Genomic DNA, 13,166 nt, shown 5'->3' on the forward strand with positions numbered 1-13,166 from the left:
TTGGTGAACACATGAGGGACGCGAGCGATTTCTAGGGGAAACCCCGTCCTGCCTGCCCCCTGTGCCATCGGGATACTCCGGGTGATACCTCACGGCTTTCCGAAGCGGGTCCACTCCAAAGGCACAACACCAAATGGCAGGCAAAAACTCGCTCTATCCGATCCCGCATCCGGCAAAGAAACCCTTCGTCGGCAACCTGCTGTCGATCGGCTCCGACTCTCCCGTGCTCGACATGTGGAAGATCGCGCAGGACCTGGGCGGCATCTACTGGCTCGACATGCCGGGCATGCCGGTGATCGTGGTCTCGTCGCCCGCGCTGGTGGACGAACTCTGCGACGAGCCCCGCTTCGACAAGAGCACGCGCGGCGCGTTGCGGCGGCTGCGCGCCGCGTCGCACGGCCTGTTCACCTCCGACACGCACGAGGAGACCTGGTCCAAGCCGCACAACATCCTCCTGGCCAACTTCAGCCAGCGCGCGATGCAGGCCTACCACCCGATGATGCTGGACATCGCCGGGCAGCTGGTCACCAAGTGGGAGCGGCTGAACTTCGACGAAGAGGTGGACGTGGTGCGCGACATGACCGCGCTCACGCTGGACACCATCGGCCTGTGCGGCTTCGGCTACCGCTTCAACTCGTTCTACCGCGAGGGCTTCCACCCTTTCGTCGATGCGATGGTGCGCACGCTGGAGACGGTGCAGAACCGCCGCGGCCTGCCGCTCGAAGAGCTGATGCTCAAGAAGGAGCTCGCGCAGCAGCGCAAGGACATCCGCTACATGCACAAGATGGTGGAAGACATCATCGAGGAGCGGCGCGCGAGCGGTGCCGACATCGCCACCAAGCCCGACCTCCTGAGCTACATGATCGCGGGCGTGGACAAGAAGAGCGGCGAGCAGCTCACCGACAAGATGATCCGCGACGAGTGCATCGAATTCCTCATCGCGGGCCACGAGACCACCAGCGGCCTGCTCTCGTTCGCGATCTACTTCCTCCTGAACAACCCCGAGGCGATGGCCAAGGCGCAGGCCGAGGTCGACAGCGTGTTCGGCGGCGACACCTCGCAGAAGCCCACCTATGCGCAGGTCAACCGCCTGCAGTACGTGATGCAGGTGCTCAAGGAGTCGCTGCGCATGTTCCCGACCGCACCCGCGATCTCGATGCGTGCGAAGGAAGACACGACCATCGGCGGCCAGTACACGATCAAGAAGAACAACATGATCATCATGCATGCGCTCGCGCTGCATCGTGACAAAGGCATCTGGGGCGAGAACGCCGACCAGTTCGACCCCGACAACTTCAGCCGCGAAGCCGAGCGCGAGCGGCCGGTGAACGCCTTCAAGCCCTTCGGCAACGGGCAGCGCGCCTGCATCGGGCGGCAGTTCGCGCTGCAGGAGGCGGTGCTCACGCTGGGCATGATCCTGCAGCGCTTCAACCTGGTCGATCACACGGGCTACAAGCTCAAGATCAAGGAAGCGCTGACGATCAAGCCGGAGAACTTCAAGATCAAGGCGCTCTTGCGCGACCCGGCCTCGCGCCCGCGCAGCAACGGCGAAGCGACCGCCACGCCGGACGCGCCCGCCAAACCCGTTGCACGCAAGCCCCAGGCGGCACGCCACGGCACCTCGCTGCTGGTGCTGCAGGGCTCCAACCTCGGCACCGCCGAAGACCTTGCGCGGCAACTGGCCGAGGCCGGCGAGCTGCGTGGCTTCTCCACGCAGGTGGCCTCGCTCGACGACTACGCCGAGCGGCTGCCGGCCAATGGCGCCGTGGCCATCGTCTGCGCCTCCTACAACGGCGTGGCACCCGACAACGCGGCCGAGTTCCATCGTTGGCTCGACAAGGCCGACGACGCGCTCAACGGCGTGCGCTTCAGCGTGTTCGGCTGCGGCAACACCGACTGGGCCGCCACCTACCAGGCCGTACCACGCCGCATCGACGAGCGGCTCGAAACGCTGGGCGCCACCCGCGTACATCCGCGCGGCGAAGGCGATGCGCGCGAGGACATGGACGGCGCCTTCCAGGACTGGAGCGATGCGCTCTGGCCCGAACTGGTGAAGGCCTTCGGCATCAAGGCCGGCGCCGACACGCCGGCCGAGGCCGAGCCGCTCTACACGCTCGAGGAACTGCCGCCGCCGCAGAAGAACGCGCTGGTCGATGCGCTGGGCGCCGTCGCCTTACGCGTCGTCGAGAACCGCGAACTGCAAAGCCCCGGCAGCGATGCCGGGAGCAGCCGCTCCACGCGCCACGTCGAGCTGATGCTGCCCGAGGGTGTGAACTACGTGCCCGGCGACCACCTGAGCGTGGTGCCGCGCAACGGCCCCGCGCAGGTCGAGCGCGCGATGGCGCGCTTCGGCTTCGACCGCTCGGCGCATGTGCGCCTTTCGGCCGTACCGGGCCGCAAGACTGCGCTGCCGGTCGACCAGGTGATCGCGGTCGATCGCCTGCTGGGTGACTACGTCGAACTGCAGGACGTGGCCACGCGCAAGCAGATCGCCACGCTCGCGGCCTACACCGAGTGCCCCTTCACCAAGCCGAAGCTCGTGGCGCTCTCGGGCAGCGACGAAGCCTCGCAGGCCGCGTACAAGGCCGAGGTGCTGCACAAGCGCAAGTCGCTGCTCGAACTACTCGAAGAACACCGCGCCTGCCAGGTGCCGTTCGCGGTGTTCCTCGAAATGCTGTCGCCGCTGTCGCCGCGCTACTACTCGATCTCGTCGTCGCCTTCGATGACGCCGGGCCGATGCAGCGTGACCGTGGGCGTGGTGAGCGAGCCCGCGCTCTCGGGCAACGGCACCTTCGAGGGCGTGTGCTCCAACTACCTCGCGCGCGCCGAGGCGGGCGACACGGTGCACGGCGTGATCCGCGAGACCACGGCCGAGGGCTTCCGCCTGCCGGAAGACGCCAACCGTCCGCTGATCATGATCGGCCCCGGCACCGGCCTCGCACCGTTCCGCGGCTTCCTGCAGGAGCGCGCGGCGAAGGTCGAGCGCGGCGAGGCGCTGGGCGAGGCGATGCTGTTCTTCGGCTGCCGGCATCCGGAGCAGGATTTCATCTATGCCGAAGAACTGCAGGCCTGGTCGCACCGCGGCCTGATGAAGCTGCACACCGCGTTCTCCCGCTCGGGCGAACGCAAGGTGTATGTGCAGGACCTGATCCGCGAGCAGGCCGCGGCCGTGTGGAAGCTGCTCGAAGCGGGCGGCGTGATCTACGTGTGCGGCGACGGCTCGCGCATGGAGCCCGATGTGCGGCGCACGCTGACCGACATCGCGCGCGAGCACGGCCACGACAGCAACGTCTGGATGGACAAGATGATTGCCAACCAGCGCTATGTGCTGGACGTGTGGGCGGGGACTTGAACTAGGCGCCCAGCGCCGCGGCGTGGTCCTGGAAGGTGCCGCGGATCTGCCAGCCGTCCGGCGTGAGCGCGATCACCTTGTCCGAGAGGCCGTGCTCCCGGGCCTGCACCTTGATGTCGGCCGCGGTCGCGCACATGAGGTCGAGCATCGTCCGGGCCGTGAGCTGCTGTCCCGCGAGCTGGCGCTGGGCACCGCTGTCCATGAAGTAGACCGTGTTCCGGCTCGGCACGACCGCGAGCAGTTCGCCTTCGAACCCTTCCGACAGCCTTTCCCAGACACCGGGCAGCAGCAGCGTGGAGGCTTCGAAAGCATTGCCCGCCACCAGGGCCTTGTACATGACGAGGTCTTGCGCGCCGATGCTCGACCCCGCCTGGCGGATCAGGTTCTCGACTGCCAGTTCGTGGAGTTCCTGTGCGTCCAGACCCAGTTCGTCCATGCGCTCCTGCGTGAGCGGGACCGGCTGGGCCGGTTCGTCGATGGCATAGGTCACCAGCAGCCCCGCATCTCCGGCGAGCCGATGGGCCACAGGTGTCTGCGCCTCCCGGTTGCCGCCCTCTGCCTCGATGCGGTCGAGCATCGGCTGGACCGTATCGAGAAAGCTGGCAGGCTTGATGCGCGGATAGATCCGGGGTGGGTTCGGCTTCATGGTGTCCGGATTGTTCGGACGGCCCCACGGCGCAACAAGTGCAAGAAGTCATGGGTCGAAATAAAAAAGCCGGCGACTGCCGGCTTCTGGAGATCAACTGACTTACAGGTCGCGGTCGGGATCGGGATAGACCAGCGGGCCCAGCAACCCGCGATTGAAGGGCTTCCACTGGCCCTCGGGCTGCGCCAGCCGGTCGGCCACCGCATAGAGCACCGCCGGGTGCGCGCCGAGCCCCAGGTGGCTCGCCATCACCTCGATGTTCTCCGACTGCGGGCCGGTCTTCTCGAGGCTGCAGCGCCAGGCGACGACGCCGTCGGTGCGGCTGAAGATCGAGGTGGTCGGCACGGGCGGCGTGGGCTCCACGAACTTCATGCGGCGCGGGTCGTGCGAGCTCTGGCCGCTCACGCCCTCGTACACGCGCCATGCGTTGGTTGCACGCGGGCTGCCGGAGAACGGGCTGCCCAGCGTGATGACGTTGCGGATCAGGCCCGAATGGGCCGAAGCCAGCAGCCGCGCATAGACGCCGCCGAGGCTCCAGCCGATCACGCTGACCTTCTGGCCGCTCTTGTCGTTCAGGGTCTTGAGCAGGTCGACCATGCCGTCTTCCACGCCTTCGCGCGGACCGAGGTTGCGGCCGAGGCCCCAGCCGTGGGCGTCGTAGCCGCGGCTCGTCAGGTAGCGGCGCAGCAGCAGGGTGGAAACATCGCTCGCCACCAGGCCCGGCAGCACGAGCACCGGGTGCCCGTCGCCGCGCGGCGTGAGTTGCAGCAATGGCCACATGGCGATGCCGGCGCCCGTTTCCCAGAGGGCGCGAGCTTCGGCCAGCAGCAGCAGGCGCGAGGGCGGCGCGATGTGATCGTGGGTGGCAGTGGTCATGGAGGCGGCTTCCTTTCGGGTTTTCTCTTTTATAAGACGAGCATGAGGGGCCATGGTTGCACTCTCCCGTCGGACGACATCGTCATTTATCCGAGGTATTTGCCCCTCAGGTAATCGAGGTAAGCCCTCGATTCGCTGGAAACATACGGAGAAACCAGGGTGAGCGTGTAGAAAGCCGCCAAACCGGGATCGGCCTGCGCCAGGGCATCGCGCCCCGGCACCAGCCGCTCGAACGACAGCCAGCAGGTGGTGGTGAACACCATCTGCAACGCGAGGATGCGCGCCTGCTCGGCGCTGGTCTCGATCACGCCCGATGCCACCAGCCCTTCGCACAGCGTCTGCGCGGCGAGCAGGTTCTGCGCGGTGAGTGCCTGCGCGCGCTGGCCCAGGGCCGGGTACTCGCTGGCCAGGAAGGCCATGTCGCGGTAGATGAAGCGGTATTCGTCGATGGCCTCGAAGCGCAGGTGCAGCGCGAGCCAGAGGTCGTCGATGGCCGTGATCGACGGCGAGGAGCCGTTGAGCGTTTCGAGCCGCTGCTCGAAGCGCCGGAACAGCCACTCGACGATCAGCTGCTTGGCCTTGAAGTGGTAGTGCAGGTTGCCCGGGCTCATGCCAAGCTCGGCGGCGATCTTGTGCGTCGACACGGCCGCAAGGCCCTCCGCGTTGAACAGCGCAAGGCTGGTCTGCAGGATGCGATCGCGCGTGGTGTTGGAGCTGGCCACAACCGGGTTGCGTTGTCGTCGCTCAGCGTTTGGTGCTGCGGCGCGGGCTGTCGCTGCCTTCGAGTTGTGCGAGGCGCTCACGCAATTGCGCCACCTCTTCGCGCAGGGCTTGCACCTCTTCCGCGCTCGGCATGCCCAGGCGTTGCAGGGCGGTGGCGACGCGCTGGTCGAACACGTCCTCGAACTTGCGGATGCCGAAGCTGTCGAGGCTCGGGAAGCCGCGGGTGAGCGCGGCCTTGGCAGCCGCCGCATCGACCTTGCCCTGCCCGATGCCGAGCAGGCCTTCGATCACGTTGGCCTGGCGCTTGGCGACGTCGTTGCGCACGTTGTCCAGCGCCTTGAGGCCGGCACGCAGCAGGCCTTCGGCCTTGCCGGGTGCGGGTGCCGCTGCCTTCTTCGCAGCAGGCGCCGCCTTGCGGGGTGCCGCGGCTTTCTTTGCAGCCGGAGCTTTGGCTGGAGCTTTCTTTGCAGGCGTCGCCTTCTTCTTCAACTTTGCAGTTTCTTCAGTGCGGGTCGCCATTCAGCAGTGCTCCAGATAGCAGAAGGAAAAAGAGGCGCAGAGCGCCTCGGGGGTCAGGCTGCCTTGCGGGCGGCAGCGCGGCGGATCGGCTTCTTGGCCACGGGGGCCTTGGCCTTCACGGTGCGCACGGGCTTGGCGGCTTCGCCGGCCACGCGGGTTTCGATTTGCTTGGCGCCGGCGGCGATGCGGTCGGCGATCTGCACCGAGACGGTGGCGATCGGCTGGTTGATGGCGTTCAGCGTGGTCAGCACCGAGGTGGCAACCGGCGATTCGACGCGGGCCACTCGGCCGGCGACGGTTTCGATGCCGCTGGTGGTGCCGGCTGCAACGCGGTCCATCACCGAGACGATGCGGCTGGTGTCGATGTCCAGGCGGTTGGCCAGGAAGCCATTGACCTTCTCTTGCGCGCCGATCAGGTTGGCCTTGATCTGTTCGCTCACCAGCGGAATCTGGCGGCTGCCCAGGAAGTTGCTGTAGCGCGTAGCGGCGCCGCCCAGGAGGCGATGCACGCCGGTGCGGTAGGCGCCGACCAGGGTCTTGCCCGCGTCGTTGTATTGGCCGACGACGTGGATGGCTGCGGAAGCGAGGGTGGTTTGCGTGGACATGATGAAGATTTCCTTGAAGTTGAATGGGTCGCTGGATGCGATGGGCCAATCTTCTTCCGAAGGGCCTAGGCCTGCAAAACTAGAACGGTCGGAAAACTAGTCCAACTGCCCCAATTTTCGGGCCCAAGGCCTCTTGATCATGCCGCGGCCGCCCTGGAGGCACCGGCCCGCTTGGCCGGTGCGGCCTTTCGGGCTACGGGCTTGGCGGTGGTCGTCTTGATGGGTGTCGCCTTGCCCGCCTTCTTCGCCGGGGCCTTCTTGGCCGCGGCCTTGACCGGCGCGGACTTCTTGCCGGCCGCGCTTACCGGCGCCTTCTTGCGCGCTGCCGGCTTCTTCGCGACGGGCGCGTCCTCCTCGACGTCCGGCGCATGGGCCGCAACGGGCGCGGGCTTGGGCGCCGTGACGCCGGCGGCGGACGGGTGCTTCTGCGTCAGGTCCATCAGGAGCTTGTGCTCGGCCAGCATGTAGTCGCCGATCTCGGTGATGTCGGGCACCGCGCGGCGGCAGGCGATCAGGCCGTAGTCCATGCGGCCGTTGTAGCTCTGCACCGTCACGTTGAGCGCGGTGCCGTGGCTGGCGATCGACACCGGGTAGTAGCAGGTGACGAGCGCGCCCGCGAAGTACATCGGGAACGGCGCGCCCGCCACGTTGGAGATGGCCACGTTGGCCGCTGGCGGCAAGAGGTTCACCAGACCCGAGCGGCCCACCATCGAGGCGATGCCCGACACCAGCCAGGGCGCGGCGAAGGTCGGGAAGTCATCGAGGATCACCGCCTTGAAGCGGTTCATCGTCGACTTGGAGCTGTTCGACGAGGCATTGATCGCCTTCAGCCGCTGGATCGGATCGGTGATGTCGGTCGCCAGGCTCACCAGGATCATGCTGGCCTGGTTGTTGGCCGTGTCGTCGCCCGCTTCGCGCAGGCTCACCGGCACGCCGGCCACCAGCGGCTTGGCAGGCAGCTCGTTGTTGTCGGCCAGGTAGTGGCGCAGCGCACCGGCCACGGTGGCCATGACCACGTCGTTGAGCGACACGCCGAAATGCTTGGCGATGTACTTGGTCTCGGCCAGCGAGATGGTGCGGCCGGCGAAGGTGCGCTGGTTGGTGATCGACACGTTCAGCGAGGTGCGCGGCGCGAAGAGGTTGAACTTTTTCGGTGCGGTGGCCGTGGCCTTCTCGGCGGCTTTTTCGTCGGGCTTGGCGAGGCCGCTGATGGCCCGCGCGATGGCGGGCGCCATCTTGAAGAGCTTGACGTACTGCTGCGCCGTGTTGCGCAGCGCGGCGGTCGCCAGTTCGGCCATGCCGAGCTGGTAGTTGTGGGCGCGCGGGCGCGAGCGCGGCGGCTTCACCACGCGGCCCGTGGCCTCCAGGTCGAAGATGGCCTTGCCCACTTCCACGCCGGCCTGCCCGTCGATGCCCGCGTGGTGCACCTTGGTGTAGAGCGCCACCTGGCCGCTCTTCAAGCCATCGATGATGAAGAACTCCCACATCGGTCGGCTGCGGTCGATGAGCGTGGAATGCAGCCGCGCCACGTACTGCTGCAACTGGCGGTTGGTGCCGGGCTTGGGCAGCGTGATGTGGCGCACGTGGTAGTCGAGGTCGATGTCCTCGTCCTCCACCCACACCGGGTTCGACATGTCGAAGGGCATGAGCGCGAGCTTGCGCGTGAACACGTCGGCCAGGTGGATGCGGCTGGCCATGAACTGCTTGGCATCCTCGTAGAAGTCGCCCTTGTAGCCCTTGGGCAGGTCCAGCACATTCAGCGAGCCCACGTGCATCGGCATCTCGGGCGTTTCCAGGTGCAGGAAGGTGGCATCAAGTCCGCTCAGGTGTTTCATGTGTTGTGTCTCCTTGGTGGGGCATGCGCCGTTCGGCAGGATACCCCGCACATGGCGTTCGTGGGCCCCGCCTGCTTCAGTGTTTCCACCGAGGTTTTCCCGAGTAATGAAAAAGTGGCTGCGGCCGCAACAACCGCTCGCAGCGCCTTTTTCACGAGGGCTTCGTACACTGCGGCCATGACGTCCACCCCCTCCCCGACCCCGCAAGACGACCACCTCTGGCTCGAAGACATCGACGGCGACGCCCAGCTCGACTGGGCCCGCAAGGAGAACGCGAAGACCGTGCAGACGTATGCACGGTCGCCCGCCTTCAAGGCGCTCGAAGCGGGCATCCTCGAAGTGCTCGACTCGGACGACCGGATTCCGATGGTCCGCAAGATCGGTCCGAACTTCTACAACTTCTGGCGCGACAAGGACCACCCCAAGGGCCTCTGGCGCCGCACCACGCTCACCGAGTACCGCAAGCCCCAGCCCGCGTGGGAAACCGTGATCGACATCGACGCCCTCGCCGCGGCCGACAAGGAGAACTGGGTGTGGCACGGCGCCGACTGCCTGGAGCCCGACTACCAACGCTGCCTCGTCTCGCTCTCGCGCGGCGGCGCCGATGCCGACGTGGTGCGCGAGTTCGACCTGCACAGCAAGACCTTCGTCGAAGGCGGCTTCACGCTTCCCGAGGCGAAGAACCATGTGGGCTGGAAAGACATCGACCACCTCTACGTGGCCACCGATTTCGGCCCCGGCTCGATGACCAGCTCGAGCTATCCGCGCATCGTGAAGGAATGGAAGCGCGGCACGCCGCTCGCGAGCGCCGTCACGGTGTACGAAGGCGCGCACGAGGACATGTCCGTGAGCGCCTACCGCGACAACACGCCCGGCTTCGAACGCGACTTCGTCTCGCGCCAGATCGACTTCTACGAAAGCGAGACCTGGCTGCGCGGCACGACCGGCACGCTCACCAAGATCGACGTGCCCGACGACTCCAACACCGACATCCGCCGCGAGTGGATGCTCATCGAGCCGCGCGAGGACTGGACCGTGGGCGGCGCGACCTACAGGTCCGGCTCGCTGCTGGCCGCGAAGTTCGACGACTACATGGCGGGCAAGCGCGAGCTCACCGTGCTGTTCGAGCCCGACGACACGACGGCGCTCGACAGCCATTCGTGGACGCGCCACCACCTGATCCTCAATGTGATGCACGACGTGGTGAACAAGCTCGAAGTGCTCACGCCGCAGGACGGCGGCCCGTGGAAGCGCGAGAGCCTCGGAGGCGCGCCCGCGCTCTCGACCATCGCAGCCGGCGGCATCGACGAGGACGAGAACGACGACTACTTCCTCACCGTGAGCGGATTCCTTCAGCCGACCACGCTCTACATCGGCACCATCGGCCAGGGCGAACCCGAGGTGCTGAAGGACAGCCCCGGCTTCTTCGACGCATCGCGCTACACCGTGAGCCAGCATTTCGCGGTGTCCAAGGACGGCACGCGCGTGCCCTACTTCGAGATCGCGCCCAAGGACCTGAAGGCCGACGGCACGAACCCCACGCTGCAGTACGCCTACGGCGGCTTCGAGATCTCGCTGCAGCCGAGCTACAGCGGCAGCATCGGCCGCGCGTGGCTCGAACAGGGCGGCGTCTACGTCATCGCCAACATCCGCGGCGGCGGCGAGTACGGCCCGCGCTGGCACCAGGCCGCGCTGCAGGAGAACCGGCTGCGCACCTGCGAGGACTTTGCGGCCGTGTCCGAAGACCTGATCGCACGCAGGATCACCTCGCCCGCGCACCTCGGCGCCATGGGCGGCAGCAACGGCGGCCTCCTGATGGGCAACATGCTCACGCTGTACCCGCAGCTCTACGGCGCGATCGTGAGCGAGGTGGCGCTGCTCGACATGCAGCGCTACACGCACCTGTCGGCCGGCGCTTCATGGATCGCGGAGTACGGCGACCCGGACCAGCCCGAGGAGTGGGCCTTCATCCGCACCTTCTCGCCCTACGAGAACGCGAAGGCCGGCCAGAGCTATCCGCCCGCGCTCTTCACCACCTCGACCCGCGACGACCGCGTGGGCCCGGTGCATGCGCGCAAGATGCACGCGAAGCTCGCCGCGCAGGGCCACGACACCAGCTTCTACGAGAACATGGAGGGCGGACACAGCGCGGCCTCGGACAACAAGGAGTCCGCTTTCATGGATGCGCTCGGCTATGCGTATCTGTGGCAACACATCGGCAAGACGGCATGAGCCGCCGGGCCGGCCCGAACGCAGCACGAAGCACGGAGATCACCCGATGAACACCACCCTCGAACTGATCGGCGCGCCGACCGACATCGGCGCCAGCGTCCGCGGCGCCGGCATGGGGCCCGATGCGCTGCGCGTGGCCGGCGTGGCCGAGGCGCTCGCCAAGCAGGGCTTCATGGTCATCGACCGCGGCAACCTTGCCGGCCCGGCCACGCCCTGGGCGCCGCCGGCCAACGGCCTGCGCCACCTCACGGAGGTGATCGCCTGGAACCGCTCGGTCTACAACGCCGTCGATGCAGCGCTCGGCCTGAACCACGTGCCGCTGATGATGGGCGGCGACCACTGCCTGGCCATCGGCTCGATCAGCGCGGTGGCGTGGCATGCGCGCAAGCGCGGCAAGAAGCTGCGCGTGCTGTGGCTCGATGCGCACTCGGACGTCAACACCGAAACCACGAGCCCCAGCGGCAACCTGCACGGCATGCCGGTCTCGTGCCTGCTGGGCCACGGACCGGCGGAGCTGACGGGCTGGAGCGGCGAGCCCGCGGCGCTGGCGCACGAGGCGATCCGCTTCATCGGCATCCGCAGCGTCGACAGCGCCGAGAAGGAAGCCATTCGCGCCTTCGGCCTGAACGTGTTCGACATGCGCCACATCGACGAGCACGGCATGCGCACCACCATGACCGAGGCGCTGCAGGACGTGGACGAAGACACCCACCTGCATGTGAGCTTCGACCTCGACTGCCTCGACCCCAACATCGCGCCCGGCGTGGGCACCGGCGTGCGCGGCGGCCCGACCTACCGCGAGATGCAGTTGTGCATGGAGATGATCTCCGACACCGGGCGGCTGTGTTCGCTCGACGTGGTGGAACTCAACCCCGCGCTCGACGTGCGCAACCAGACCGCGGAAATCGCGGTGGAGCTGATCGAGAGCCTGTTCGGCAAGTCGACGCTGGTGCGGTAGGCCGCGCGCTCAGCCGCGGTTCGGCGACGGGGCGACCGGGAAGCTGGTTGCAGGTGCGGGCGGCGTGGCAGGCGCTTCGGCCGGCATGTCGGGCGGAGCATCGGCGCCGCCGCCTTCGAGGAAGCGGTCGAGCAGCGTGAAGAAGCGGTCGTAGAAACGTTCGTCGGTCAGCGTCTCGCTCGCCACCTTGACCATCGCATCGTCGCTGCCCGAGAACGGCAGCGAGAGCGAGCCGATCGCGCCCACGCCCACGCTGGCCGAGTTGTTGACCTTCTTGATGCCGTAGCGGTCCTGCAGCGCGGTTGCGAAAGCCACGGTGCTCTGCTTGCCGGACTTGCCGCCCTCGCGCGCACAGACCACGCGGAACTCGACCTCGACATGCACCTCGGCCGCCGGCTGGAAGCTCTTGCGCCCGGTCACCAGGTCGGCATTGGCCGCGGTGACCATGTAGCCCTGGCTCAGCAGCGCGCGCCGTGCGGCCTCGCAGGTCTGGGCCTCGGTGGCGGCGTAGTTGCGCGTGTGGGTGGTGGTGGAGTCGAACTCCTCCGGCTCGTACGACACGCGCCGCGAGGCGCTGCCGCAGCCGGCGAGCACCAGGGCGGACAAAAGCCCCAGGACGAGGACCGGCGTGCGAAGGGAAGAGGAAGAAAAGGAAGTGAAGTGGGACGGCATGGCGCGGCGAATGCTAACCGGCGCCTCCGCCGGCAAGGCTTCGAGCGTGGCGACGCGCCGGCGTTCCCTGGCGGCGGATTATTTTCAGGACCACATCAGCACGTGATGCGCCCGCGCCTTCGTGGCCGCGATCAGCCGCGCATTGGGCGCATCGGTGCCGGCCACCCAGTCGCGCGCAGCTTCGGCGCTGCGGCCGAACTGCTGGTGGCGCTGCACCAGGCGCTGCTCGCGCACCGCGTCGTCGATGTCGACGTACCAGCACTCGTCGAGCATCGCCGCCGCACCGGCCCAGGGACCGACGTCGTGCAGCAGGTAATTGCCTTCGGTGATGACGAGCTGCGTCGAGGGCAGCACCGCGATGGCGCCGGCAATCGGCTCCTCGATCTCGCGGCGGAATTCGGGGGCGTAGACGATGTCGCCGTCGGGGCGCTGGTTGCGCAGCCGCTGCAGCAGGGCGACGTAGCCGGCGCTGTCGAAGGTGTCCGGCGCGCCCTTGCGGTCGGCCCGGCCGAGCCGTTGCAGCTCGACATTGGCCAGGTGGAAGCCGTCCATGGGGACGACCTGGGCGCGGTCGGCACCCACGGCCTGGCGCATTGCCAGCGCCAGCGTGGACTTGCCGGCACCCGGCGCACCGACCAGCCCCAGCAGCTTGCGCTGCCCGCTGGCCATGAGGGCCTGCAGACGGGCAAGGCCGTCTGCAGGAACGGGAGGAAGTTTCTGCACGGGGATGGAACTCATCCCTCGAGCG

Annotated in this window: 11 protein-coding genes; 3 read left to right on the plus strand and 8 right to left on the minus strand. The window is 67.4% G+C overall.

The features are described 5' to 3' along the window. Positions 1–133: 133 nt before the first annotated feature. On the plus strand, positions 134–3,352 hold the full coding sequence (locus GNX71_RS30355) for a cytochrome P450 (protein ID WP_206175854.1): 3,219 nt from the start codon (positions 134–136) through the stop codon (positions 3,350–3,352). Position 3,353: 1 nt separating this feature from the next. Here the strand turns inward: GNX71_RS30355 and GNX71_RS30360 are convergent, their stop codons facing one another. The 6 genes from GNX71_RS30360 to GNX71_RS30385 all read right to left on the minus strand — a co-directional run bounded on the left by GNX71_RS30360 (position 3,354) and on the right by GNX71_RS30385 (position 8,556). Next, entirely contained in the window at positions 3,354–3,998 is a 645-nt protein-coding gene (locus GNX71_RS30360) for a hypothetical protein (RefSeq protein WP_206175855.1), read from the minus strand. A gap of 102 nt (positions 3,999–4,100) precedes the next feature. Beyond that, positions 4,101–4,874 (minus strand): alpha/beta fold hydrolase, encoded by a 774-nt coding sequence (locus tag GNX71_RS30365; protein ID WP_206175856.1) that lies wholly within the window; start codon positions 4,872–4,874, stop codon positions 4,101–4,103. A gap of 86 nt (positions 4,875–4,960) precedes the next feature. Beyond that, the gene (locus tag GNX71_RS30370) at positions 4,961–5,596 is read right to left on the minus strand and encodes a TetR/AcrR family transcriptional regulator (protein ID WP_206175857.1); all 636 of its coding nucleotides are present in this window, start codon (positions 5,594–5,596) and stop codon (positions 4,961–4,963) included. A 22-nt stretch (positions 5,597–5,618) separates the two neighbouring features. Next, positions 5,619–6,116 (minus strand): phasin family protein, encoded by a 498-nt coding sequence (locus tag GNX71_RS30375; RefSeq protein WP_206175858.1) that lies wholly within the window; start codon positions 6,114–6,116, stop codon positions 5,619–5,621. Between the two features lie 53 nt (positions 6,117–6,169). After that, the gene (locus tag GNX71_RS30380; protein WP_206175859.1) at positions 6,170–6,721 is read right to left on the minus strand and encodes a hypothetical protein; all 552 of its coding nucleotides are present in this window, start codon (positions 6,719–6,721) and stop codon (positions 6,170–6,172) included. A gap of 137 nt (positions 6,722–6,858) precedes the next feature. Then, positions 6,859–8,556 (minus strand): wax ester/triacylglycerol synthase family O-acyltransferase, encoded by a 1,698-nt coding sequence (locus GNX71_RS30385; RefSeq protein WP_206175860.1) that lies wholly within the window; start codon positions 8,554–8,556, stop codon positions 6,859–6,861. Between the two features lie 177 nt (positions 8,557–8,733). On the opposite strand from GNX71_RS30385, the gene GNX71_RS30390 reads away from it, so the two are divergent. Further along, the gene (locus tag GNX71_RS30390) at positions 8,734–10,788 is read left to right on the plus strand and encodes a prolyl oligopeptidase family serine peptidase (protein ID WP_206175861.1); all 2,055 of its coding nucleotides are present in this window, start codon (positions 8,734–8,736) and stop codon (positions 10,786–10,788) included. A 46-nt stretch (positions 10,789–10,834) separates the two neighbouring features. Next, on the plus strand, positions 10,835–11,746 hold the full coding sequence (rocF, locus tag GNX71_RS30395; RefSeq protein WP_206175862.1) for an arginase: 912 nt from the start codon (positions 10,835–10,837) through the stop codon (positions 11,744–11,746). Positions 11,747–11,755: 9 nt separating this feature from the next. Here rocF and GNX71_RS30400 read toward each other — a convergent pair whose 3' ends face one another. Both GNX71_RS30400 and GNX71_RS30405 read right to left on the minus strand, forming a co-directional pair. Then, positions 11,756–12,418: a DUF2242 domain-containing protein gene (locus GNX71_RS30400; RefSeq protein ID WP_206175863.1), complete on the minus strand. Its 663-nt coding sequence runs from the start codon at positions 12,416–12,418 to the stop codon at positions 11,756–11,758. 84 nt (positions 12,419–12,502) lie between these two features. Next, the gene (locus GNX71_RS30405; RefSeq protein WP_206175864.1) at positions 12,503–13,156 is read right to left on the minus strand and encodes a nucleoside/nucleotide kinase family protein; all 654 of its coding nucleotides are present in this window, start codon (positions 13,154–13,156) and stop codon (positions 12,503–12,505) included. Positions 13,157–13,166 lie beyond the last annotated feature (10 nt).

It is taken from the genome of Variovorax sp. RKNM96, assembly GCF_017161115.1.
Classification (GTDB): Bacteria; Pseudomonadota; Gammaproteobacteria; order Burkholderiales; family Burkholderiaceae_C; genus Variovorax.